The following is a 21,917-nucleotide window of genomic DNA, read 5'->3' as shown; positions in this document are numbered from 1 at the left end:
CAGGTCAGGCGATCGACAGGCAGGTGTCCCAGTCGCCGGCCGGGGCGCGATAGGGCGTCAGGACCGCGAGCGCGATGCCGGCGGCTCCCTCCAGCAGACCGGGTCCGGGACCGGCGATGGGCGCACGTGCGGCTTCCAGGAGCTCGGGGATCACCGACCGCAGCGCGACGGCGGTGTCCGCGTCGGCGTCGTCGGCGACGCGCGCGGTGATACGCGCCAGTCCGGCGTGTCCGTGACACAGCGATCCATCGACGATCAGAGACCGCTGCTCCGGGTCCCGCAACGCGCCCAGGAGCGCCGCCTCGGCGGCGCGCCGCGCCGCCTCGTCCCCGGTGGCCAAGGCCGCGAGCTGCAGGGCCCGGGCAACACCCGCGGTGCCGTAACACCACGACGGACGCCGCTGCGCCCCGTGGTGGTGCAGGCGTGCGGGCGCGGGGTTCCGGGCGTGTTCGTCGCGGGTGAGCAGGTACGGCCATCGGGCGCCGTATGGGGTGTTCAGGCGGTGGGTGTCGAGCCACCCGCGGACGGCGTCGATGGCCTGCGTCTGGCCGGGGACGGTGACGCCGCGTCGGGCGCAGAGGCCGAGTGTGGCGAGCACGCCGCAAATTCCGTGCGCCATACCGGCGTTGCCGTGGCCGCCGGGGAATGCCTCGTCGGATCGACCGGTGGGCCCGGTCGGGCTCCACCAGCCGGGCACCCGGCCGCGGGCGTCCGTCGTCGGCTCGGTCAGGCGCACCAGGTACGTCAGGACGGCGCGGATGGTGTCGCCGTCGGGGTCGCGGCGCAACAGGTGCGTGCCGATGCCCGCCAGGCCCCGGAGCGTGTCGAATTCCGCCAGGTGCGGCAACTCTCCGGTGTCGAGTCGGGCTTGGGCGGCGCGGACGCGGTTTTGCGCGTGCGCGGCGATCCGCGCGTCCAACATCTCCAGAGCCCGGGCGTAGGAGCCGGGACGTACGGTGTCGACTGCCGTCAGTGCGTGCGCGAGTGCGGGCGCGCCGTAGAAGGCGCCGGTGCCGTCGGCGGCGCTGACCGGTGCGGCGGCGGCGACCGCCAGCCAGTCCTTCACCCGTTTCCACGGTCGCAGTCCCGCGGCTGCGGCCTCGGTGTGCAGGAGCGCGATGCCGGGTGCGCCGTGGGCCAGCGACAACGCCCACCACGGGTCACCGGTCGGCAGGCGGGCGTCTGTCGGGTCGGCGAGGTTGTCCGCGACGGCGAGGGCATCGTCCGGGGTCACCGCCCGTCCCTCCCGTCGTGTCGGCCGGCGCGGGCGACGTGGGCCAGTGCGGCACAGCGTGCCAGGTATGCGCACGCGGCCTTGTCGGCGCGGTCGGTGCCCACGGCGCGCAGGACGTGGGCGTGCAGGAGTGCGTCGAGGACGGCGTCCGGGTCGATGCCCCGGGTGTGCGGGCCGGGAACGTGCCCGCGGTATGCGCGGATTGCCTGCGCGCGGGCGGCCCAGGCCCCGTTCGGTGCGTCGGTCGGGGCGTTCTCGGCGTGCAGGGCGCGGAAGTCGTCCCGGGGGTCGGCCAGGTGTACGGCGCGGTCGAACAGTGGGCGGGGCAGCGGTCGGGGCGGGTGGCGCGACACGTGCGCGATGAGCCATCGCGCCCCGGCGTCGGGGGAGCCGGTGAACGCGGCGGCGATCGCGAGCAGGTGCGCGGCCACCGTCGCCCTGCGGTCCCCGTCGGGTGGGGCCGGGCGCGCCAGTTCGGCGAGGACGGCGCGCGAGTCGGCGGCGAAGACGGCCTGTGCGGCGGCCAACGCCGGGCCGTCGCCCCATCGTCCGGTCTCCGGGTGACACGTCGCCAACACCGTCTCCCGCAGCAGACCGTCGCGCCGTAACCGGTCGGCCCATGCCCCCACCCGGCCCGCGGCCGTGCCGCAGGCGCCGGCGTCGGGCAGGGCGATCCTCAGGCGCAGGTGGTGCTCGCCCGCGCCGTCGTCGAACCGCAGGAACCACCACACGGGAGGAGGACCGGCCCCGTCGGGGTCCCAACCGTTCACCAACGCGGGCAGGTACTCGCTCAGGATCGTGTCCTGGCGCCGGGGATCGCCGTACATGCGCGCGTACAGCAGCGCGGATGCGCCTGGGGTACGGGCGTGATCACGACCGACGATCCGCTCCGCGACGGGCGCCGGAGGGCACGGCCAGGACGGCGGGTGGGCGGCCGCGACGGGTACCACGACCTCGTGCGCCCGCCGCCCAGCCAACCGTGGGCGTGGGTGGTCGGGGCCTCCTCCAGCACCGCGCACGACCGCTTGCGCAGGTGCTCGCGCAGCAACACCCGGTCCGCGACCTCGTCCATCTCCAGCGGCAACCCGCGATCCCCGTCCACCAACACCACACGGGCCGGCAACCGTCGTCGCAGTCGCCACTCGGTCAAACGCTCGTCCCACAGCGCCCACGGCGCCGACCGCCCCGGAACCTCGGCGGCCTCCAGCCGCCACCGTGCGGGCGACAACACGACGCGCCCCGCCCGCACCCGGGGCAGAAACGGCAGGTGCGCCGCCGCGCCCCAGTCGAAGTCGACGACCTGGCAGCAGGTCGCCCGGGACAACTCGGTCACCAACCGTGCCAACGGCGGGGTGTGTCGGCGCAGGTTCAACGCGTGCAGTGCCCACGCCTCCACCCGCCGGCCCCACTTCGGAACCGCGAGGTAGAGGCGGTGCGCGTCGGCGCCCACGACCAGGTCCCGCGCCGTGACCACGTCCGGGTCGAGGCGGTCGCGATGCTCCGCGAGCGAGACGACCCGCGACGAGACCCGCGAAGTGCGGGCCACGTGCCCGGCCGCCGGATCCAACGGCGGAAACGACAACCGGGCGGTGACGGTCGCCGCGTCCCCCGCCGGCAGCCGCGCATACGCTGCGGCGAACTCGGCGCTCGCCGAGGGCTCCAGTACGTCGAGAAACCGCCCGGCGACGACACCCGCGGCCCGGGACACCGACGACACCACCACCCGGAAGTCCCCGCGGTCCAACGCCCGGACGTCGGCGGCCTCGACCCGCACCACCACCTCCAGGTGCGGCGGCAGCCACACCTGCGAGGCATCCGCCGGCGCCAGGCTCGTCCACAGCGCCTCGTCCGCGACCACCTCCGTGCACCCCTCCAACGCCGCCTGCTGGGCCAGAGCCGACAACACCCGGTCCCGCTCCCCCCGGCGAAGCGCTCTCTCCGGCACCGACGTGCCCGGGTATCCGTCCGGCCAGCCGATCCCGTCGTCGGCGACCAGGTCGAGCAGCGGCACGAGCGCGCCCGCGCCGTACCGGCGATAGAACCGTCGGTGATAGTCCGCCCACGCCGGCGACCCGTGCGGCAACGGACTCGACCGCGCCAACAACCGGGCCGCCGACTCCACTTCACGCGCCACCGCCGCCGGGAGCACCACGTCCGCGTCCAGCCGCACATCGACGGCGACCGGATGTCGCACGCACTCCTGCACCTCCCGCATCCGCGCCGCCGCCACACTCCGCCGCCCGGCACTGTGTCCGACCCCGACGTCCCGGTGCCGGGCGAGGAGCGTGTGCACCTGCCGCAGCGCGTCGGCGCCGGCATCGACACCGGCCGCGTCCAGAATCCGCAGCACGTACCCCAGCGCGTCCGCTTCCGTGGCCGGCGCCCGCAGCGCGGTGAGCAGGACCCTTCGTGTCACCAGGTCGCGGACCAGCGCGGCCACCCGCTCCCGGGCGACGCCAGGGAAAAGCTCCCCGAGCCGCGACTCCAGATCGGCGTACACGATCGGAACCGCCGCCAACTCCAGGGCCGTCCGCAGCGGGCCGGTGTGCCGCAACGACACCTCCACCGCCGGGCCCGCCGGATCCGCGCCGGGACCGTACGGCACCACCAGGCGGCCGCCGCGGACGAACACCGTGTCGTTGGCGACCACCGGTATCGACCTCACGACGCCCGGCGTCGACTCCAGACGGTCGATCACCGACGCAAGCCATCGCGCGTCGGCCCGGGCGACACCCCGATGGTCGTGACCCCATCGCACCGACGCGCCCTCGCCGAACCGGACCGGGGCGATCCCGCCGAACAACCCCGCGGGCGTCGGGCGCTCGGCCATCCGCCGCAGGTAGCGGGCCACCGACAACGCCGCCGCGCGCGTGCCGCCCGCGTCGGGGACACGCGCCGCGCACAACGCACGCACACGCGCATCCAGAACCGGACTCGCGTGAGCTATCGCCTCGACCACCCTCGGCATCGCCCACACCCGCCGCAACCACCCCGCCCACGCCGCGGCCGCGTCCGGCCCGGAACCGGCCGGGTCGGGCAACGGCGGCGCTGTTGGGATCGGATGCACGGCACGAAGCAACACCCCGCCCACAACCTGGAATCCCGCACTACGCGCCGCACCGTTCGTGGAACCCACCCGAGCCCTCCCAAGATCGTGTGTCTGCAAGGGGACGACAACCGGCCGCCCGTCCCGACGGAACCGGGCCCAGGCGGCCGGCAGCCACTCAGGAGGACGTGATGCAGGTGGTCTTCTTGCACGTCGATCCGCAGTTGTCGTCGGTCATGGTGATCAGACCGTTCGGGTCCGCGATCTCCAGGATGCTGATGTCCAGGTCGAAGCCCTCGTCGTCGGGATCGACGACCGGCCGCACGACCGGCTCTTGTTCCGTGACGCCCGTGGTCATGTGAATCTCTCCGCTTCCTTGGCGAACAGTGCACCGGTCGAAGACACCCCGTCGCCGTGGCGGAGCACGCGAACCCCCGCCGCGCCCCGACAGCGTGGACGCCCGCGCACCCGGGAACACGCTCCGGCTCCGATCCCCGCGCCCCCGCGAACACCCACCCACCGCGACCCCCGACCCCTGGGTGTCCGATCGCATCCGCATGATCACTACATGCATCGGCCATGTCCTGGGCACGATGCATCCGCGACCGACCAACCGGCGACCCTGTAAAGGGAATTCGCAACAGGTGGCGCGGCGCGCCTTCTGCGCCCACACCGGGGCACCACACGCACGCGCCCGGCCTCCGATGGAATCGCCGCCGACACCCGACGCCTGGGACGGCGCTCGCTCGCCGGATCATCGGCGCGCCGACGGCACGTTGCACCCGGTGCCATTGCGCCCGCCTCCGTATTGGTCGGATTGGAGGGTGAACATGTCCGCGTAACCTCCGCGCCGCGCCATGAGCTCGCCGTGGGTGCCGTGTTCGGCGATGCGGCCCTTGTCGAGGACGTAGATGTGGTCGGCGTGTTGGACCGAGGCGAGGCGGTGGGTAATCAGGACGACGATGGTGCCGTCGGCGACGAGCGCGCGGATACGGGCGAACGTCTCGATCTCCTTGCGGGCATCCAGCGCCGAGGTGGGCTCGTCCGCAATCACCACGGGCGCACGCCGGTACCGTTCGCGAGCCAGGGCGATCGCCTGCCACTGCCCGCCGGACAACTCGACGCCGCCCTCGTAGTTGCGGTCGAGCAACGTGTCCAGCCCGCGCGGCAGTTCCTCGACCACAGGCCCGGCGCCCGCGTACTCGCACGCCGCCCACAGGGCGTCCTCGTCGGGCCCGGTGTCGATGTCGGGCCGGCCGAGAACGATGTTCGCGCGGGCGGTGAGGTCCCACCGGACGAAGTCCTGCGGGACCAGGGCGACCTGATCGAACACGCTGGTGCGGTCGGCGTCGGCCACATCCACGCCGTCCCACTCGATGCTGCCGCTCTCGGGCCGGTACAGGCCCGCGATCAGCTTCGCCAACGTCGTCTTGCCCGAGCCGTTCTCCCCGGCGAACGCCACGATCGTGCCCCGGGTCAGGGTGACGTCCACCCCGTCGAGGGCCTTGCGGTCCCGGCCGGGATAGGTGAACGACACGTCCTTGACCCGCACCGTGTCCGGCGCGCCGACCGTGCTCCCGCTCGTGGGGATGGCGTGCAGATCGGCCTGGGCGCACGCCTCCCGGAGGTCGTTGGCAAACAGCGCCTGCTCGTACAGGTGTTGAATCCCGGTGACCAGGGTGCCCAGGCTTGAGGTGCCGGTGCGGATCGCCAACACGGCAGTGCCGGAGGTTGCCAGATCCGCGCGACCGCTCAACAACAGCCACGCGAGTGTCAGATACGTCAACCCCGACGCGACCCCGGACAACGCGGACGCGACCAGGTCCGTGCCCGCCTCCGCCTTCGCCAACCGCTCCTTCTCCGCCTCCGCCGCAGCCGCCATACGCTCATAGTGGTGCAAAAGGTACGGCCCCGCGCCGTGCACCCGGACCTCCTGCGCGGCGCTCTGCGCCGTCAACGCCCAGGCGATCTCCCCCTGCTGCCGCCCATGGTCCGTCCACGCGAGGACGCTTTCGTAGCGACGCCGGGCCGAGCGCACGGTGCCCCACCCCGGCGGCAGGATGATCAACAACATCATCGGCAACAACAACGGGTGCAGCACCGCCAGGACCGTGCCCACGGCGGCCAGCGACACGAGCGCGTTGACGACCTGCACGCTGTACGTGATCATCAACCGGCTGGCGTTGGTGCCCCACTTGGCGGTCTGCAGGAGGCGTTTGAAGTCGGCGTCCTCCAGCGTCGCCATCTCCACCCGCATCACCCGCCGCAGCAACTCCACCTCGGCGAACCGCTCCACCTTCGGCTCCAGCCGCCCGGTCGCCGCCGTGGACGCCGCCCGCAACAGCGCCCCCAGCACCCCCATCGCGGCGACGAACACCAGCGCGGGCGCGGCGGAACGCACCCGGTCCGGCGTCGGCCCGGCACTGAACAACTCGACCAGGATGCGGTTGGTGCCCACCAACCCCAGCGCGGAGGTGACGCCCTGCCCGATCTGGGCGAACGCCACCACCAACAGCGCGACGCGGTCCGCGGCCCAGCCCAGGCGCACCGACCGGGCGATCAGCCGCGGCAGCCGCCGCAACGTCCCCAGGAACGACAGTTCCATGTGGACGCCGCGATGCAGGTGACGGCCCCACGTGGGTTTGAGCTTCCCGCCGAACAGCGCCCGGCCGCTCGCGTCACCGACCGCCATCGCCTCCGCAGCACGGTTACGCCGTCCCCGGCGCGGCCGGATCACCCGGACACCGCCTCGAGCGCGTGCCGGGGCGGGGAATGCGGTGGCGTGGCGGGTTGCGGCCTGCGAGGCCGAGCGAGGTGTCGATCCATGGGGAAGCCTCCGATTCCGGTCGTGGTCCGATCCGTTCTGTCTCGATGCCGGCGCGGGGCCGGCGGCACGTCCGGAGTACCGGGGGACACGACCAGTCCCGGACGACGTCGTCGTGTGGAACACGGTTGTCCGCGAACGCGTGGAGGCGAAGTGCTCGCGGTACGCCCCGTCCCGGTCCGCTCGTCGATTGTTGCCTCGCGCGGGGGCCGAGGCAGCGTCGTGTTCGGGGCTTTTTGGCGCAGAGCCGGTGGTGATGGCAGGCGCGGGAGCGCCTCCCGACGGACGAACGCGCCCGGATCGTGGGGGGCCGTCTCGACGTTCGGGCCGAAGTGTCGGTTCGACGGCGACGGGTCGTCGCCGGTGAGGAACACTCTGCGCAGTCCGACCGTCCTCAAGCCCGCGATCGCCCGCACGAGATCGTCGGCGTCCACGGCACGCGGCCGGGTAGGACGTTGCGGTCGGTGTGCGTCAGGCGCGGTGGGATCTCGCTCTCGTTGTGGCAGCACCTGCAGCCGGGTCGACAGCGGGGCGTGAGGGAGGCGCGAAGCCGGCCGCGGAGCGTGGCGAATTCGGCGAACCCGGCGCTCGTGGCGGCGGCCGGGGAGAGGGGCGGCCATGTCGGCTCCTCGACGTGGGTGCGGGTGACGAGGCCCCCTATGCCACGGTGGCCTCGTCGAACAGTGAACCCGCTGTGTTGCGTCGCCGGTACGGTGTGCAGTGGTCGGGCTGGTTTATCGGGTTTACAGCTCCGGATCGGGGGATCCGTGACGGCGAACAGAGCACCCAACTCCCTCCTGCGCGAGGCGATTACGGCAACCGGCTGGACGTACGAGGCCCTTGCCGCAGCAGTGCGGCAGGTGGCCGCGGAAAGCGGTGAGACGCTGCGCACGAACAAGTCGGCGGTCGCGCACTGGGTCGACGGCGCACAACCCTCCGGACACACGGCCCACCACATCGCCGAAGCGTTCTCCAGGCGCGCCGGACGGCTGGTGACTCCCGTCGAAATCGGCCTGCGGCCCGCCCGGGAACCGTTGCGGTTGGCGCTCGCGGACCCGGTTTCGGATGCCATTGAACTGGGCCGGAGCGACCTCGATCGGCGCGGTTTCCTGGCCGTGGCAGCCTTCACCACGGCGGGTGTCGCGATGCCTTTGCGTTACGACCACGAGGCCGTCGCCCGGTTGCTGCGCGCCCGGACCGGGAGCTCACGGATCGGATCGGTCGAGGTCGAGGTCGTCCGCGAGATCACCTCCGCGTTCGGCGCCGCCGACGAACGCCTCGGCGGCGGACACGGCCTGACCACCGTCACCGCCTACCTTGCCGACACGGCGGCGCCGATGCTGCGCGGGCGCTTCGCCACCGAGGCGATCCGCCGGGCCGCGTTCGGCGCGGTCGCCGAGCTGGCCTACCTCGCCGGCTGGAAGCACCACGACCTCGGCCACGAGGGCACCTCCCAGCGGTACTATCAGATCGGCTACCAACTCGCGTTCGAGGCCGACCCGCACGGCCACGCCGCCTGGATGATGCGCGCCCTCGCCCACCAGGCCCTGAGCCTGCGACAACCCCACCACTGCGTAGACCTCATCGAGCACGCGCTCGCCCGAGGTCTGGGCCACGTCGACAGCCGCACCGAGGCCCTTCTGCGGATCACTCACGCCCGCGCCTACGCGGCCACCGGCGAACGGCCCGCTGCCGCCAAGGCCCTGTTGGCAGCCGAGAACGCGCTCACCCGAGGCGGTGACGAACAGGCCCGCTACTCCCTGGCCACCGGCCCCGCCGCCGGAACCGTCGCAAGCCACACCGCCCGTACCCTGACCGGCCTCGCGGACCACACCGGCACCGAACACCTCCACCGCGAAGCGCTCCTGCGCTGGGATCCCACGAAGTACCGGCGCGTCCACGTGCTCACCCACGCCGACCTCGGCGACAGCCTCGCCGCCCAGGCCCGCGCCGACGAAGCCATCGACGCCTGGACGCACGCGTTGACCCTCTCCGAAGGCATGGCCTCCGACCGTGCCCGCGAGGCCGTTGCCGCGATGCGGCCGATCCTCGCGGTCTACCGTGGACGCGGCGTACCGGGCGCGGCAGACCTCGAGCAGCGCATCCGCGACGCCCTCGGATGAGACCAGCGCTCCACCGACGAAAGGACCGTCGTGGCCCGACCCGCCGACCGCACCTCGAACCTTGCACCCGCCACGGACGCCATGACCCTCCTGGTGGCCGCCGTCATCGTCCACGACCGCGACACCGAACGCGTACTCCTGCTCCGACGCGGCCCGAACGCGAAGTTCGCCGCCGGGATGTGGGACCTGCCCGTGGGCAAGAGCGAACCGGGCGAGCCCATCACCGCCACCGCAGTACGTGAACTCCGCGAGGAGACCGGCCTGATCGTCGACCCCGGCACGCTGCGCGTCGCGCACGTCATCCACGCGGCGTGGGGCGTGGAGGGTCCCGGCGGCTTCGTCACCATCGTCTTCGCCACCGATACCTGGACGGGTGAGCCTGTCAACGCCGAGCCCACCAAACACGACCGCGTTCGCTGGGCCGACATCCACGACATCCCGAAAGACTTCGTCACCACCACGGCCAGTGCTCTCGACGGATACCTGCACCAAGGCTCCGACACCACTCTCCACGGCTGGGAGCCGATCCGTCGCTGACGCAGCGACAAGACGAACATCCCCGCTGCATCTGCCCCGCTCGTGACACCGCGCCTGCGGTGGGTCGACGACTGCGCGTTGTGCGGTCACGCGTACGGCAACCTCCTGCCGGACGTGACCACTTGCCTCCCGCTTGCCGTCTGGTGTCGGCCTACACGTCGTCGAAGTGCCCAGGCAAGTACATGCGAGCATGCTCACCGCGTCGCACGCGATGACAGCCGTGGGACCCATCCCAGGGCGAATCCTGCCGGGCCGCCGGCCTTGACGTTGCCGAGGCCGGCCCGGCGCGGAGGAGTGCCGGGGGCAGGTGTGTTGCGATCGTGGCGATACGGCCCGCCGGTGGGCGTCCGTGTCGAGGGGGATGACCGACAGGCCTGCCACCAGCGGGTATGCGGGATGGAAGAAGGCGTTCGGCAGTCGCATGAGCCGCGCGTCGCAGACCACGAGGACGGATGCGAGGAGTACGAACGCGAGATGTGCCGGGAGATCGCTGCGCGGTCCGTGGCGGCCGATAATGGCGCCGCTCGTGACGGTGGCGAGGGCGGCGATCGACAGCCGATCGGCGCGGAGCACGCGGCGGACGTCCTCGTCGAGCCGGATCCGGCCGGTGCGCATCGTTCGATCCTGCCACTGCGGGACCGCGGGGCGTGGCGACTGTCCCGTCGCTTCGAGCACGGGGGCCGGGGGTCAGTCGATTCCCCAGTGGATGGTGGTGGAGGCGGCGAGGTTGCCGGCGCGTCGTGTGAGGTCGGTTCCGTACAGGTCCAGGGCGTCGGTGAAGTCGTGTTGGAGGTGTTCGATGACGCGGACGAGGTCGTGGCGTCCTGCGGCGCGGGCGGCGCGGCGTGCTTCGGTGGTGCGCGCGGGTGCGTGCGTCGGGTCGGCGGACGGGGGGAACAGCCGTTCCATGCATGCGCGCCATGCGGGGTTGCTCGTCGGGTGGACGGCCGCGGCCCGTTCGGTGTCGCGCTGGGCGTCGAGGGCGGCTTCGCGGCGCAGTCGTGCGGTGATGAATGCTGCCGGGTGTCGGGGGCGCCAGTCGTCGAGGTGCCATGCGGTGAGTTCGCCGGCGATGCGGGGGGCGTCGAGTCCGCGGTCGATCAGGGGTCGCAGGGCCCAGGCCAGGCGGCGCAGCGCTTCGTGGGCGGTCCAGGTCACCCGGGCACGGACGGTGGCGGCGATGCGGACGTCGCGGGCGACCTGCAGGGGCGAACGGATACCCACCCCCGGGTGATTGATCGCGGTCGTGGTGGACGGGGCTGCGGTCGTCGCCGTGTTGGGAGGCGTGCGTGTGTTCTTGAACCCGTTGATCGACTGAGACCCGAACGGGGGAGTGGGTGTGTTCAGGGAAGGGGGCGCATGGCGTGGCGGCGGTGGGATCGCGCGTCCCCGGTGGGGTGAGGGAGTGGCCTCGCGTCGCGAACGTATGGCCGCATTCACCGCTGCGGCCATACGGGCCCGGCCGGCTGGGGTGAGGCCGATCAGGCGGGCGGTGTAGCCGGTGCCGGTGGTGCGGTGGCCGTGGGCGTGGTCGTAGGCGGGTGGGACGGTGGCGGCGTAGACGGTGCCGGTGGCGGTGTAGCGGCGCTCGGGTTTGTGCAGGTTGCGCCGGGATCCGTGGATGTGCCAGGCCAGGGCGCCGAGTTCGCGCAGGATCGCGATGTGTCGTTTGACGGTGGCGCGCGACAGTCGCAGGCGCTCGGCGGTGGCGTCGAGGCCGTAGATCACGGTTCCCTCGTGGTGGTCCATGCGGGCGGCCAGGTCCCGTGCGACGCGGGCGGTGGTCGCTCCGGCCCTGGGGTGCGAGCGTGTGGCGATCAGCCAGGCCACGGCGCGCAGCCATGCCTGCGGTCGGACGCGACGCGAGGCGGTGGATTCCACCTCCTGCGCACGGGCCGAGCGGACGAGGGGCACGACGGTGGCCGGCAGCGCGTGACGGCGCCTCGCGTGGGAGGGCCCGGGAGCCGGCTCCGGGTTGACGGGGGGCGTGGTGTCCGCGGCCGACGCGGCGCGGGCGGCAAGGGTATTCGCGAGGGCTGTCGGAGTGTCGGGACGCCGCGGGCCGAGGCCGTGCCCGACCGCACCGGGAGCGGGGTGCGGGGTGGACGATGCCCGGCGCGCAGGATTTCGCGGGCCGAGGGGCCGTGGTCGCTGCGGCTGTGCGCGGGTTTCGAGGCCCCTTTGAGGACCGGGCTCGGGTGGCCGGTTTGCGGAGGGCGGGCGCATGGTGTGTTCGTCCTTTCGGGGCGCGGGGCAGGGCGGGATCCGGTCGCGGCTCGCGCAGTTGTGCGCCGGATCGGTCGCGGGGGAGTGGGCACCCGGCGTCTGTGCGTGTGCGGGGTCGAGACGGTTGGCTCGACCGGTGGGCCCGGATGGCCGAGGGTGGTGTGTCGTCGGCCTCGCGGCTGATCAGACGGGTCGAGGCGGCCGGTGTAGGGGACGTCGGTGCGCGCCACGCGCGGAGGTCACGGCGGATCCGGGGGGGCGCGGGATGCGACGTGTGCGCCGAAGCCCCGCGGCGCCGCATCCCTCGAAACCCGCGCTGCGGTGGGCATGTTCACGCCTGGTGTCGCGGGGTGTGGTGCATGGGTCGCATCCGCCTTGTCTTCGTCGGACCCGCCCGTGAGACGCGTCGCGCCGGGTGCGGCGCCCGCGGCGGCGGGTGGGGACGGTACCTCCACTCTTCGCTCGCCGTCGCCGCGGCGGGGGATCGTTGGGCGACCCGCCCCGAAGACGCGCGTCGTTGGGACCACTGCGAGAAACGGGCCCCTGCACGGGTGTGGTTTGTTGCCCTGGGGCGGGCGTTCGGCCCCGGCGTGGGGGTGGGCCTTGGTGTCTCGGGCGTCGCGGGAGGGTCACCACGAAGTGTGTCGAACCGCGAAGTCGCCCCGCAGAGGGCAGAGTTCATCGCCGCGTCCGGCCCAGAGCCGCCGTGATGGTTGTCAGCCCCGCAGGTTTGTGACGGGTTCGCAAGCCGGCGCCGGTAGTGGCTGCGCCCGGGGCGCACGTCGAAGCCGTACGCGCGTGCCCCGTCGGCCCGGTGATGCGATGCCACGTGCCGAGGACGATCCGGATCCTCCGCCGGTGCGCTGGCGGATCGGATACAACTCTCGCCGTTGCGGGCGGAGTTGGCAATCCTCAACCGATGTCCGCGATACCGGCCGGGGCGGTGTCCGTGAAGACGGCCGGGGTCCTGCTCCGAGGATCGGTGCTGTGCGGCGGGGCGTCGACGTTCGGGGCCGATCTCCGTCGTCGTCGGATCGGGCCGGGGCGGGTGGGGCCGATCGTCGGGTGCTTCCGTGCCGGTGTGGTCGGAGGTCAGCCGCAGAGGCTTTGCACGTGGCGCAGGAACAGCGGCCACCGGTCGGTGCCCGGGCCGGTGATGCGTGCGGCTTGCAGGCTGAGGGCGAGGGTCGTCTTGAGTGGGTGGGGCGAGTGCATGATCGCCTCGTTGCGTCGGGCGAGTCGGTGCAGGTGTTCCGAGGTGGGGGGTCGGTCGCTCTTGGCGGCGTTGCATTCCCGGTGGGTGGGGGCGAGGTTCCAGACGGCGTCCAGGTCGGGGCCGTGCCATCCGGAGACGACGCCCAGGCGTCGCATGAGAGAGTGCGCGAAGGTGTGGTCGACGGCGATCGGGTCGTCGGGGGTGATGGTCTGCTCGCAGATCAGGCAACGGCCGTGTTGGAAGCCGATGACGGCGTCGGCGATGCCCGCGACGGACCGGCGGCGGTGGCGGTCGACGAGGGTGTGCGTGTCCACGTCCACGGCGAAGCCTTCGTGGACGAGGCTGCGGCCGATGCCTGCGGCGAACGACAGGGCCACGATGTTCCATCGCGCGTCGAGTTCGGTACGCAGGCCGGGGGCGTGCTCGGAGAGGGCGACGCGCAGGAGGTCGGGAGTCAGGCGCACGATCCGTGCGCGGGCGGTGCCGGTCACCTCGTAGAAGGTGTGGGCCGTGGGGGTGTCGCCGGGCAGGTTGTGGAACTTGCGCATGACCATCGACGGCATGGACTTCACCGCGGCGCGTCGGAGCGGCTCGGTGGGGTGTCCCAGGGCGGTGGACTCCGTGGCCTCGCGTCGGGCCACCTCCAGGAAGTCCGTCTCCCGGAGTACGGACGTCGAGGGCGCCTGCGGGGCGTGGGCCTGATGCGCCACCAGGGCCATGGCGTACAGTGCGGCGACCTCGTCCAGAGGCGCGTCGGTTCGGCCCTGCGCGGCGAGTTCGAGCAGGACGGCGCCCAGAGCGAACTTGTACGTGCGCGAGTTCGCGCCGGTCAGGACCGCAAGCCGCCACGAGGTGACGGCGGTGGGTTCGCTCCGGTAGAAGTCCGACGTCATCGCTTCTCCTCGGCGGTGTCGGGCGCCGCGCGGAAGACGAGGGTGTCCCAGCGCACGTCCGCGCGGTCCATGCGGTCGGGTTCCTCGCCGCGGTGGACCAGGTCGAGCCCGGCCCGGCCGGCCAGTGCGATCGTCTCGCCGACGGGAACGGGGAACATGCGCCGTCCCTCGGGGACGGGGCCTCGCCGGACGGACATCGCGACGTGCCCGCCGGGCGCGGTCAGTTGGGCCACCCGTCGCATTCCCTCGGCGCGTTCGATCGTGTCCAGGTGCATCCACACCGCCGACAACAACACCAAGTCGTATCGTCCACTCACCGTGGCCAGGTCGGGCAGGGCGTCGTCGACCCACTCGATCCCCGCTTCGGGATGCGAGCGGCGAGCGATGTCGCGCAGTTCGTCGGTGGGTTCGACCGCCACCACCCGATGCCCGCGAGCAGCCAGCGCGGCGGCGTCACGCCCGCTTCCCGCGCCGATGTCCAGAACGTAGCCCGAACGTGTGGGCAGCCACGGCAGGAGAGCGGCGTGCACGGTCTCGAACGACATGCCCGCGTACCGGCGGGCCAACGCCTCGACGTCGCGTCCGTAGCCCGCCGTTCCGGGCGGTGGTGCCTGCATGCGCGTCAATCCTCCCTGACAGCGCCGGATTCGGCCGGGGACAGACGCTACGGCATTGCACCGACAATGCCTTCTGTCGGTGCTGTCGAGCGTGCCGGCGCGGTGTTCGCGGGTGTGCGGTGAGGTTCGATGCCCGGTTGCCTATGGTCGGTGGTCCTATGCCCGCAGCGCAGGCGGCGGATCGAACGGCATGTTCGGGGTCCCGTCCCGGCTCTCGACGGTAGTGCGGAGGTCTCGGCCGGTGGACCCTCGGGTGTGGAGGAGGACCGGCAACGAGGGGCTGCGGACAACCATGGCCGCTACGACAAGCGCCCCGGCCCTCGGAGACGTGTTCGTTCGCTCCACCCGCTGTGCCGGCGTCCGCGAGCCCGGCGGTCCGTGTGCGCAGTGAACGCTCGCGTGAGGCGCCCATCGTCACGGGCGTTCATCCGTCCGCCGCGCGATGGTTTCCGAAGGCGGTGGCCAGGGGTTGTCCGTGCCGCTGGCGTAGTTGTCCGAGGCGAGGTGGTGGAGGGCGCAGCGTGCCTGGTGGGGGACGACGCCGTTGCCGTGGATGCGTAGTTGTGCGGCGCGGGTCAGGCCGGGGGTGTGGGTGACGTGTCCCGGGTTGGAGGCCCATGAGCCATTCGACGAATTCGGGGGTGAGTTGGGGGTTGCCTCGGGGTCCGGGGCGGGTGGGTGGGGGTGCGGGGCGGTGGAGGAGGGTTTCCCAGTGGCGGATCGCGGGTTCGTAGGGACCCCAGTCGACGTCGGTGTTGTGCCGGGCCGGTTGCGTGACGGGGCGGGGCGGGTGCGGGGCGCGGAGGGGGTGTGGGGGTGAGGGAGTTGGTGAGGCCGCCGCGTTGGCGGAATGAGCCTTTCGTGCCCTCGCTGGCGATCGGCGTGGGCAGAAGGCGCCGCCGGGCGTGTGCGGACGCCGTACTCCCGGCCTCGGCCGTGTCGGAGCCGGTCGTCGGGGCACCGCCGTCGGTGTGCTCCGTGGGCGGTGTCGGAGCCTGGACGACATCGGGGAGGGCGTCGCGTCTGCGCCCGACGGGGCCCTTGCCGTCGCGGGCGCGCGGGGTGGGTGGGCCAGGCCACGAAGTTATCTGGACACTTCACCTGAATCGGTGACTGTGAACGCTCTTCCGTGCACGTAAGGTTCCGGCCGTGCGAGTGATGAAGGTGCTCGATGCACTGCCGGGCCGGCCGCAGGTGCAGCTGGTCAACGCCGACGGTGAACCAGTTGTCGAGGTTGAGGAGTGTCTGCGGTTGTTGACGGTGCGGGCGTACGCCTACGACCTGTTGAAGCTGTACACATTCTGCGAGGAGCGCGGCATCGAGGCAGGCGAGTTCACGCCCGCACGGGCGGTGGAGTTCCTGCAGTGGCTGCGGCTGGCTTCCTCGTCGCGGCGGGCTCAGCGGTTGGAGCTGGGCGTGCTGGCCAGCGAGGGACGGCTGCTGTCTGCGAAGACATGCAACCGGGTGTTGGCCGCGGTGTCCTCGTTCTACGAGTTCCTGATCGCGAGCGAGAAGTACGCCGGCCGGGACAACCCGATCGTAAAGAAGGTCGACCAGGCCGCGGCGCGGGTGCCCGACCGGTACCGACCATCGCTGATGAACTCCGGTCGGCAGCAACCGGTGCGGCGGGTGTTGCGTGTCAAGACGGTCGAGCCGGTGCCCCGGCCGATGCCGGATGGCGTCTACCGGGCCTTGCTGGGCGAGCTGCGGACCCGCCGGGATCTAGCCTTGCTGGAGCTGATGTGGGAAGGCGGACTGCGTCCTGGCGAAGTGCTGGGGCTGCGGCTGGAGGACGTCTCCTATGGCCAGCGCCGGGTGACGGTCCGCAAACGTGACGACCATCCCCGCGGGGTGCAGCAGAAGTCGCGCCGCGACCGGGTGGTCGACCTGCTGGAGGGCCGTGCGCTGCCGGCGCTGAACGCATACGTGATGCGCGAGCGTCCGACGGACGTGGACAGCCCGTTTGTGTTCCTGGTCGGCGGCCGGGGCAAGCGCCGCGGTGAGCCGCTGGGGTACGACGCGCTGGTTCGGATGTTCGCCCGCACCGCGGAACGGGCCGGGGTCCGGGACGCGTGGCTGACGCCGCACAGCCTGCGGCACACCCACGCCACCCGGATGTTCGAGGGCGGCATGCGGGAGCTGACGCTGATGACCCGGCTCGGGCATGCGACGCCGGACTCGATGAAGGTCTACACCCGGGTGAGTGATCCCGAGGTCGTCGTTGAGCGTGTTCCCCGGTTCATCCCCGAGGACCAGCTCGGACCGGTCATGGAACGCGTCCGCGAGCTGGAGTGCCCCCTGCAGCGCTGCGCGCTGCTGGTCGCACGCTGGAGCGGTGCCCGACGCACGGAGATCCGCAAGCTCCATCTCGACTGCCTCGACGCCTACCCGGACGGCACGCCCAGGTTGCGGCTCGCGCCCGGCAAGTCGCTGAAGGAACGCACCGTTCCCCTCCACGAGGAAGCCGCCGACGCCATCCGAGCGCTGGTCGCGCTGCGGCAGGCCCAAGCTGATCGGGCCATCCACGATCCCGACCTCGGGCGTCCGGTGCGCTACCTGTTCCTGCGCAACGGCAGCGTCGCTCACCCCGACTACCTGTTCGCCGGACCGCTCCGCGGGATCTGCAACGAGTTGGGCATCCTCAACGGCGTCGGCAAGCCCGCGATCCACCCGCACCGGTTCCGGCGCACCCTGGGCACCCAACTCACCGAGAAGGGCGCCCGGGTGCAGACCATCATGAAGGTCCTCGGCCACAAGAGCCCGGGCATGTCGATGACCTACACCCACATCTCGGACCCCACCGTGCTGGCCGACTACCAGGCCGTCCTCCAGCCCGGCGCGGTCATCGCCGGCCCGCTCGCCGACACCCTGCGCTCGGGCCAACTCGATCAGGACGCGCTGGACTGGCTCAAGACCAACTTCTACAAGACCGAACTCGAACTCGGCCGCTGCCTGCGCCTGCCCCAAGAGGGCCCCTGCGAGTGCGACCTCTACCTGACCTGCGCGAAGTTCGTCACCACTCCCCAGTACGCTCCGCGCCTGCGCGAACGCCTTTGCGTCGAACGACAACTGGTCACCGACGCCGAAGACCGCGGCTGGGGACGCGAAGTCGAACGCCACAAGCGCATCGCCGAGCGCATCACCCACCTCCTCGACGACCTCGGCGAGCCCGTGGACGCCGATGGGGAAGGTCCGTGAAAGGGAAACCGCCTGGACGATGGCCGATTCCCCGGCCAGGATGCGGCCATGGATCTCCCGCCGCCGATGCCCGACCCCGGCACCAACACCGTCCGCCGCTTCGTGATCGGCGAGGCCGAGCACGGCCGCTACCTGGAGCTGCTCGGCGGCAACTTCGTCCGCCTGCCGACCCAGGAACGCGTCAAGTTCCTCCAGGATCTCGGCCGTGATGCGCGGCAGGTCACCGACGCCGAGCTGGAGTTCCTCCTCCAACCCAACTGGCGCCCGCGCATCGTCGCGGGCTGGATGATCGGCCTGGACCGCCGCGGGCAGTTCCGCGAACGCTCGGCGCGCTCCTCATGGCAAGCGAACTGACCTACGCCTGTCAGGGCTACTGCATCGCGCTCGCCATGCTCGGAACCGACGAGGACGCGGCTCTGCTGGTGGCCTATCTGGATCACTACCTCAGACGGCCCGAATGCCGGTACGACCAGCCCTGGGCACTCGGAGCGCTTCTTCACCTCGACGATGTCTTGGGCAGCGACCACGCCGCAGGCTTCCTTGAGCCCGACGGGCTCTGGGAACGCTGGGCGAACGAACACTCCTCCAAGCCCGCGAAGCTGAAGGGGTACATCGAAGAGATGTGCGCCCTCGCCGACCAGTACGCACCCAGCCCGGGCGAGCTCAAGCGCGATTGACCCGGTGGACCCGATCGAGCGAAATCCCGGGACGGTTGACCCAAAGTTGTCCAGATAAGCGAGGAACAGGCGTGTGCGGCGGTGTGGGGCGCCGACGTCGGAGGCCGAAAGGCTCGTCCATTGCGTGTCGTACCGTGCTTGGGCCAGGTCGGCGAGGACGGTGTCGAGGCCCCGGTGCCGCAGGGCGGGAACGTTCTCCAGGACGACGAGGCCGGGTCGTAGACGGCGAATTGCGTCCATGACGGTGTGCCAGAGGCCGCTGCGGGTTCCATGGGTGATGCCTCCTCCGGGGCCGACGAGGGAGATGTCCTGGCAGGGCCATCCGGCGGTGACCACGTCGACGGGGGCGGTGGCGGCGATGTGGTCCCAGTCGACGGTGCGCAGGTCGCCGAGGTTGGGCACGCCGGGCATGTGGTGGGTCAGGACGGCGCGCACGTCGGGGTCGTGGTCGGCGCGACCCAGGCCACCTCGCCGCCGAGGAGGTCGAGCACGGCCAGGTCCAGGCCGCCGTACCCGGTGCACATGCTTCCGATCCGCGGCCCCGTGCCCGGCGGGATGCCGTCCGGGGCGGTGCCCGCCGGGTTTCGCGAGGGTTCCGATCGCGGGCGTGCTGGGTGTTCGCCGGGATGGTGGCGACCGGGGCAGCGCGGTGCCCGGAGATGTGAGGGTGTGCGGGTTCGTGGGGTGATGGGGCGGGGGATCACGGGGCTCCGGGTGTGCGAGGGCGTGCGGTTGTCGGTGCGCCGGGTGTTCGGCGTCGCCGGCCCGGTCGGTTGCGGTGTGTTCTCGTCGGTGGGCGGTCGGCGGGCGGCTCGGCCACGCTTCGCTTCGGGGGTGGGTCGTCGTCGTGGTGGAGCAGGCGGGCTCGCCAGGCGAGGGCGTGGCGCATGCAGTTGGCCTCGGTGCGGTGGGTGGGGGTGCAGCCGGGTGTGTATCGGCCGCTGAAGGACCAGGCCATGGTTCTCTACTCGGTACGCAGTTGTTGGTGTTCAACGTAATGGCGACCCTGTCCCACCGTGCCTGGTTGACCTGCTTCGACCGCCGTCCCCGGACGCGAGAGGTTTCCGGGCCGTCTGCGAGTCGGGGGAAGGCGGGACTGTCCGTCGCACCTCGTCTTGGTCGCCGGCCAACGCACAGACTCTGTGACTTGATCATGGGGCGGGGTGCACGATGGTTTCATGACGGGGTTGACGAAGGTGTGTTGGTGGGGGCTGGCCGTTGTCGGGGCCGTGGTGGCGGTCGGGTCGGTGGCTTGGGTGTCGGCCGCGGACCTGGAGCGGTCGAGTCAGGTGTCGGGGGTGGTCGGTTCGGTGGTCGCGGTCGCCGCGCTGGGCGTGGCCCTGTGGCAGTTGAGGACGACGAACCCGCCGCCCGGCCCGGCGCCGACACCGTCCGCCCCGGAGTCCGTGCGGGTGCGGGACGGCTCGGTCGCAGGGCGCGGGAACATCCGCAACGCGCGAGCGCGCGACACCGCGCCCGGCACGCCGTCGGGCACGCCGGCAGCAGGCGGGCCGGGAATCTCCGCGAGCGGCGGGTCGATCGCCGCCGGCGGGGACATCGACGGGGCGAGCGCACACCACGGCCCGTGAAGGACGGGCGCCGGTGGTGGCGGCGCGCCGCGGACCTACCCGTTCCGGGGCCGGCCTCGGCCCTGGGCGTGTCCGCGGTCCGAGGATCGATCGCGGCGGGTGGCGACGTCGTCAACTCCTCGGTGGTGTTCGCCGAGCACGCCCTGCCCGCCCAGGCGTACGCGCCGATCCCCGACGACGCAGCCGCCCGGGGCGTGTCGAACATTCCCCGGATGGATCTGTTCGTCGGCCGCGGCAACGAACTGGACGAGTTGGACGCGGCGTTCGCCGTCCCGGGCGGGGTGGTGTTGCGGACGGTGCACGGGCTGGGCGGGGTCGGGAAGTCGGCGCTGGCCGCGCACTGGGCCGCGCACCGTGCGTCCGCCGGGGTGCGGTGGTGGATCAGCGCGGACCGTCGTGCGGCCGTCGACGCCGGCCTGGCCGGCCTGGCCCGCGCCCTGCAACCGGGCCTGACCGAACTGCCCACCGAGACACAGGGCGAACGCGCCCTGCACTGGCTCGCCACGCACGGCGACTGGCTGATCGTGCTCGACGACGTCGAACACCCCGACCACATCGCCGCCCTCCTCGACCGCACCGGCACCGGCACCGGCCGCGTCCTGGTCACCACCCGCCGCACCACCGGATGGCACCGCAACGCCACCACGATCCGACTCGGCGTGTTCGAACCCGCCGACTCCCTCGAACTCTTCACCCGGATCCTCGACCACCAAGGCCCACGCGACCACGACGGCTCCGACCGGGTCTGCGACGAACTCGGGCACCTGGCCCTCGGGGTCGAACAGGCGGCCGCGTTCTGCGCCGAGACCGGCACCACCCCCCGCGCCTACCTCGACATGCTCCGCGACTGGCCCGCCCGGACCTACGCCGCCGGCGCCGAAGGCGTCGACGCCGAACGCACCGTCGCCCGGATCTGGCACCTGACCCTGGACCGACTCGCCGACACCCCTCTCGCCGCGGACCTCCTACGGATCCTGGCCTGGTACGCCCCCGACCGCATCCCCCGCGACCTCCTGGACGGCCTCGCCGAACCCCCCGAACTCGCCACCGCGATCGGCCGGCTCGTCGCCTACAGCATGATCACCGACAACCACGACGACACCCTGACCGTCCACCGCCTCGTCCAGGCCCTCGCCCGCACCCCCGACCCCCACGACCCCCACCGCCGACCCCAAGCCGTCGACCACGCCCGCGACCGAGCCGCCGCCCGCCTCGCGGACACCTTCCCCACCGACGTCGACCATCCCGGGAACTGGCCCCGGTGCCGAGCCCTCCTCCCCCACACCGACGCCCTCACCCGCCACCACACCCCCGACCACGACACCGCCCACACCGCCCACGCCCTCGACCGCGCCGCGGCCTACCAACTGGGGCAAGGTGCACTGGTCCCCACCATCCACGCTCTCCGACGCGCCCTCACCACTCGGGAGCGGGTCCTGGGCGACGACCACCCCGACACGTTGGACTCCCGCGACAACCTCGCGAACGCGTATGTGTCGGCGGGGGACCTCGGCCGCGCCATCGCGCTGCACGAGCACACCCTGAAGGACCGACAGCGCGTCCTGGGCGACGACCACCCCAACACCCTGATGTCCCGCAGCAACCTCGCGAACGCTTATATGTCGGCGGGGGACCTGGGCCGCGCCACACGGCTGCTCGAACGCACCGTGAACGACCGTGAGCGGGTCCTGAGCAACGACCACCCCGGCACGATGACCTCCCGCAACAACCTCGCGC

The 21,917-nt window shown here is 72.2% G+C and carries 13 protein-coding genes and 2 pseudogenes; 6 read left to right on the top strand and 9 right to left on the bottom strand.

Features of this window, described 5'->3' with window-relative positions:
- Positions 1–4: 4 nt before the first annotated feature.
- The 5 genes from ACWGR4_RS28990 to ACWGR4_RS28970 form a co-directional block, all read right to left on the bottom strand.
- Positions 5–1,234, bottom strand: a complete 1,230-nt coding sequence (locus ACWGR4_RS28990) for a lanthionine synthetase C family protein (protein WP_452130391.1) — start codon at positions 1,232–1,234, stop codon at positions 5–7.
- Positions 1,231–2,061, bottom strand: a complete 831-nt coding sequence (locus ACWGR4_RS28985) for a thiopeptide-type bacteriocin biosynthesis protein (RefSeq protein WP_452130390.1) — start codon at positions 2,059–2,061, stop codon at positions 1,231–1,233. The genes ACWGR4_RS28990 and ACWGR4_RS28985 overlap by 4 nt, the downstream gene beginning before the upstream one ends.
- Positions 2,025–4,301, bottom strand: coding sequence for a lantibiotic dehydratase family protein (locus tag ACWGR4_RS28980; protein WP_452130389.1), 2,277 nt, complete (start codon positions 4,299–4,301; stop codon positions 2,025–2,027). The genes ACWGR4_RS28985 and ACWGR4_RS28980 overlap by 37 nt, the downstream gene beginning before the upstream one ends.
- 157 nt (positions 4,302–4,458) lie before the next feature.
- On the bottom strand, positions 4,459–4,638 hold the full coding sequence (locus ACWGR4_RS28975) for an FxLD family lanthipeptide (protein WP_452130388.1): 180 nt from the start codon (positions 4,636–4,638) through the stop codon (positions 4,459–4,461).
- Positions 4,639–5,034: 396 nt separating this feature from the next.
- Positions 5,035–6,972, bottom strand: a complete 1,938-nt coding sequence (locus tag ACWGR4_RS28970; RefSeq protein ID WP_452130387.1) for an ABC transporter ATP-binding protein — start codon at positions 6,970–6,972, stop codon at positions 5,035–5,037.
- An 899-nt stretch (positions 6,973–7,871) separates the two neighbouring features.
- Between ACWGR4_RS28970 and ACWGR4_RS28965 the strand changes: the two genes are divergently transcribed.
- Both ACWGR4_RS28965 and ACWGR4_RS28960 read left to right on the top strand, forming a co-directional pair.
- The gene (locus ACWGR4_RS28965) at positions 7,872–9,227 is read left to right on the top strand and encodes a tetratricopeptide repeat protein (RefSeq protein WP_452130386.1); all 1,356 of its coding nucleotides are present in this window, start codon (positions 7,872–7,874) and stop codon (positions 9,225–9,227) included.
- A gap of 81 nt (positions 9,228–9,308) precedes the next feature.
- Entirely contained in the window at positions 9,309–9,764 is a 456-nt protein-coding gene (locus ACWGR4_RS28960) for an NUDIX domain-containing protein (RefSeq protein ID WP_452130413.1), read from the top strand.
- A 687-nt stretch (positions 9,765–10,451) separates the two neighbouring features.
- On the opposite strand, the gene ACWGR4_RS28955 is transcribed toward ACWGR4_RS28960, so the two are convergent.
- The 3 genes from ACWGR4_RS28955 to ACWGR4_RS28945 all read right to left on the bottom strand — a co-directional run bounded on the left by ACWGR4_RS28955 (position 10,452) and on the right by ACWGR4_RS28945 (position 14,716).
- Positions 10,452–11,645, bottom strand: coding sequence for a cell wall protein (locus tag ACWGR4_RS28955; protein ID WP_452130385.1), 1,194 nt, complete (start codon positions 11,643–11,645; stop codon positions 10,452–10,454).
- 1,437 nt (positions 11,646–13,082) lie between these two features.
- The gene (locus ACWGR4_RS28950) at positions 13,083–14,099 is read right to left on the bottom strand and encodes an HNH endonuclease (protein ID WP_452130384.1); all 1,017 of its coding nucleotides are present in this window, start codon (positions 14,097–14,099) and stop codon (positions 13,083–13,085) included.
- Positions 14,096–14,716: a class I SAM-dependent methyltransferase gene (locus tag ACWGR4_RS28945; protein ID WP_452130383.1), complete on the bottom strand. Its 621-nt coding sequence runs from the start codon at positions 14,714–14,716 to the stop codon at positions 14,096–14,098. Before ACWGR4_RS28945 ends, ACWGR4_RS28950 begins: the two co-directional genes overlap by 4 nt.
- 1,158 nt (positions 14,717–15,874) lie before the next feature.
- Between ACWGR4_RS28945 and ACWGR4_RS28940 the strand changes: the two genes are divergently transcribed.
- Positions 15,875–17,914, top strand: a complete 2,040-nt coding sequence (locus ACWGR4_RS28940) for a tyrosine-type recombinase/integrase (protein WP_452130412.1) — start codon at positions 15,875–15,877, stop codon at positions 17,912–17,914.
- Between the two features lie 48 nt (positions 17,915–17,962).
- Positions 17,963–18,591: pseudogene (locus tag ACWGR4_RS28935) on the top strand (DUF6000 family protein).
- Between the two features lie 117 nt (positions 18,592–18,708).
- On the opposite strand, the pseudogene ACWGR4_RS28930 reads toward ACWGR4_RS28935, so the two are convergent.
- A pseudogene (locus ACWGR4_RS28930) lies at positions 18,709–19,002 on the bottom strand (DNA cytosine methyltransferase); the annotation flags it as partial.
- Between the two features lie 767 nt (positions 19,003–19,769).
- Here ACWGR4_RS28930 and ACWGR4_RS28925 point away from each other — a divergent pair.
- Entirely contained in the window at positions 19,770–20,180 is a 411-nt protein-coding gene (locus ACWGR4_RS28925; protein WP_452130382.1) for a hypothetical protein, read from the top strand.
- On the top strand, positions 20,177–21,917 hold a 1,741-nt coding region (locus tag ACWGR4_RS28920), incomplete at its 3' end, for a tetratricopeptide repeat protein (protein WP_452134266.1). The genes ACWGR4_RS28925 and ACWGR4_RS28920, both read left to right, overlap by 4 nt.

Source organism: Embleya sp. NPDC055664 (assembly GCF_053618075.1).
This window is presented reverse-complemented; position numbering and strand designations above follow the sequence as displayed.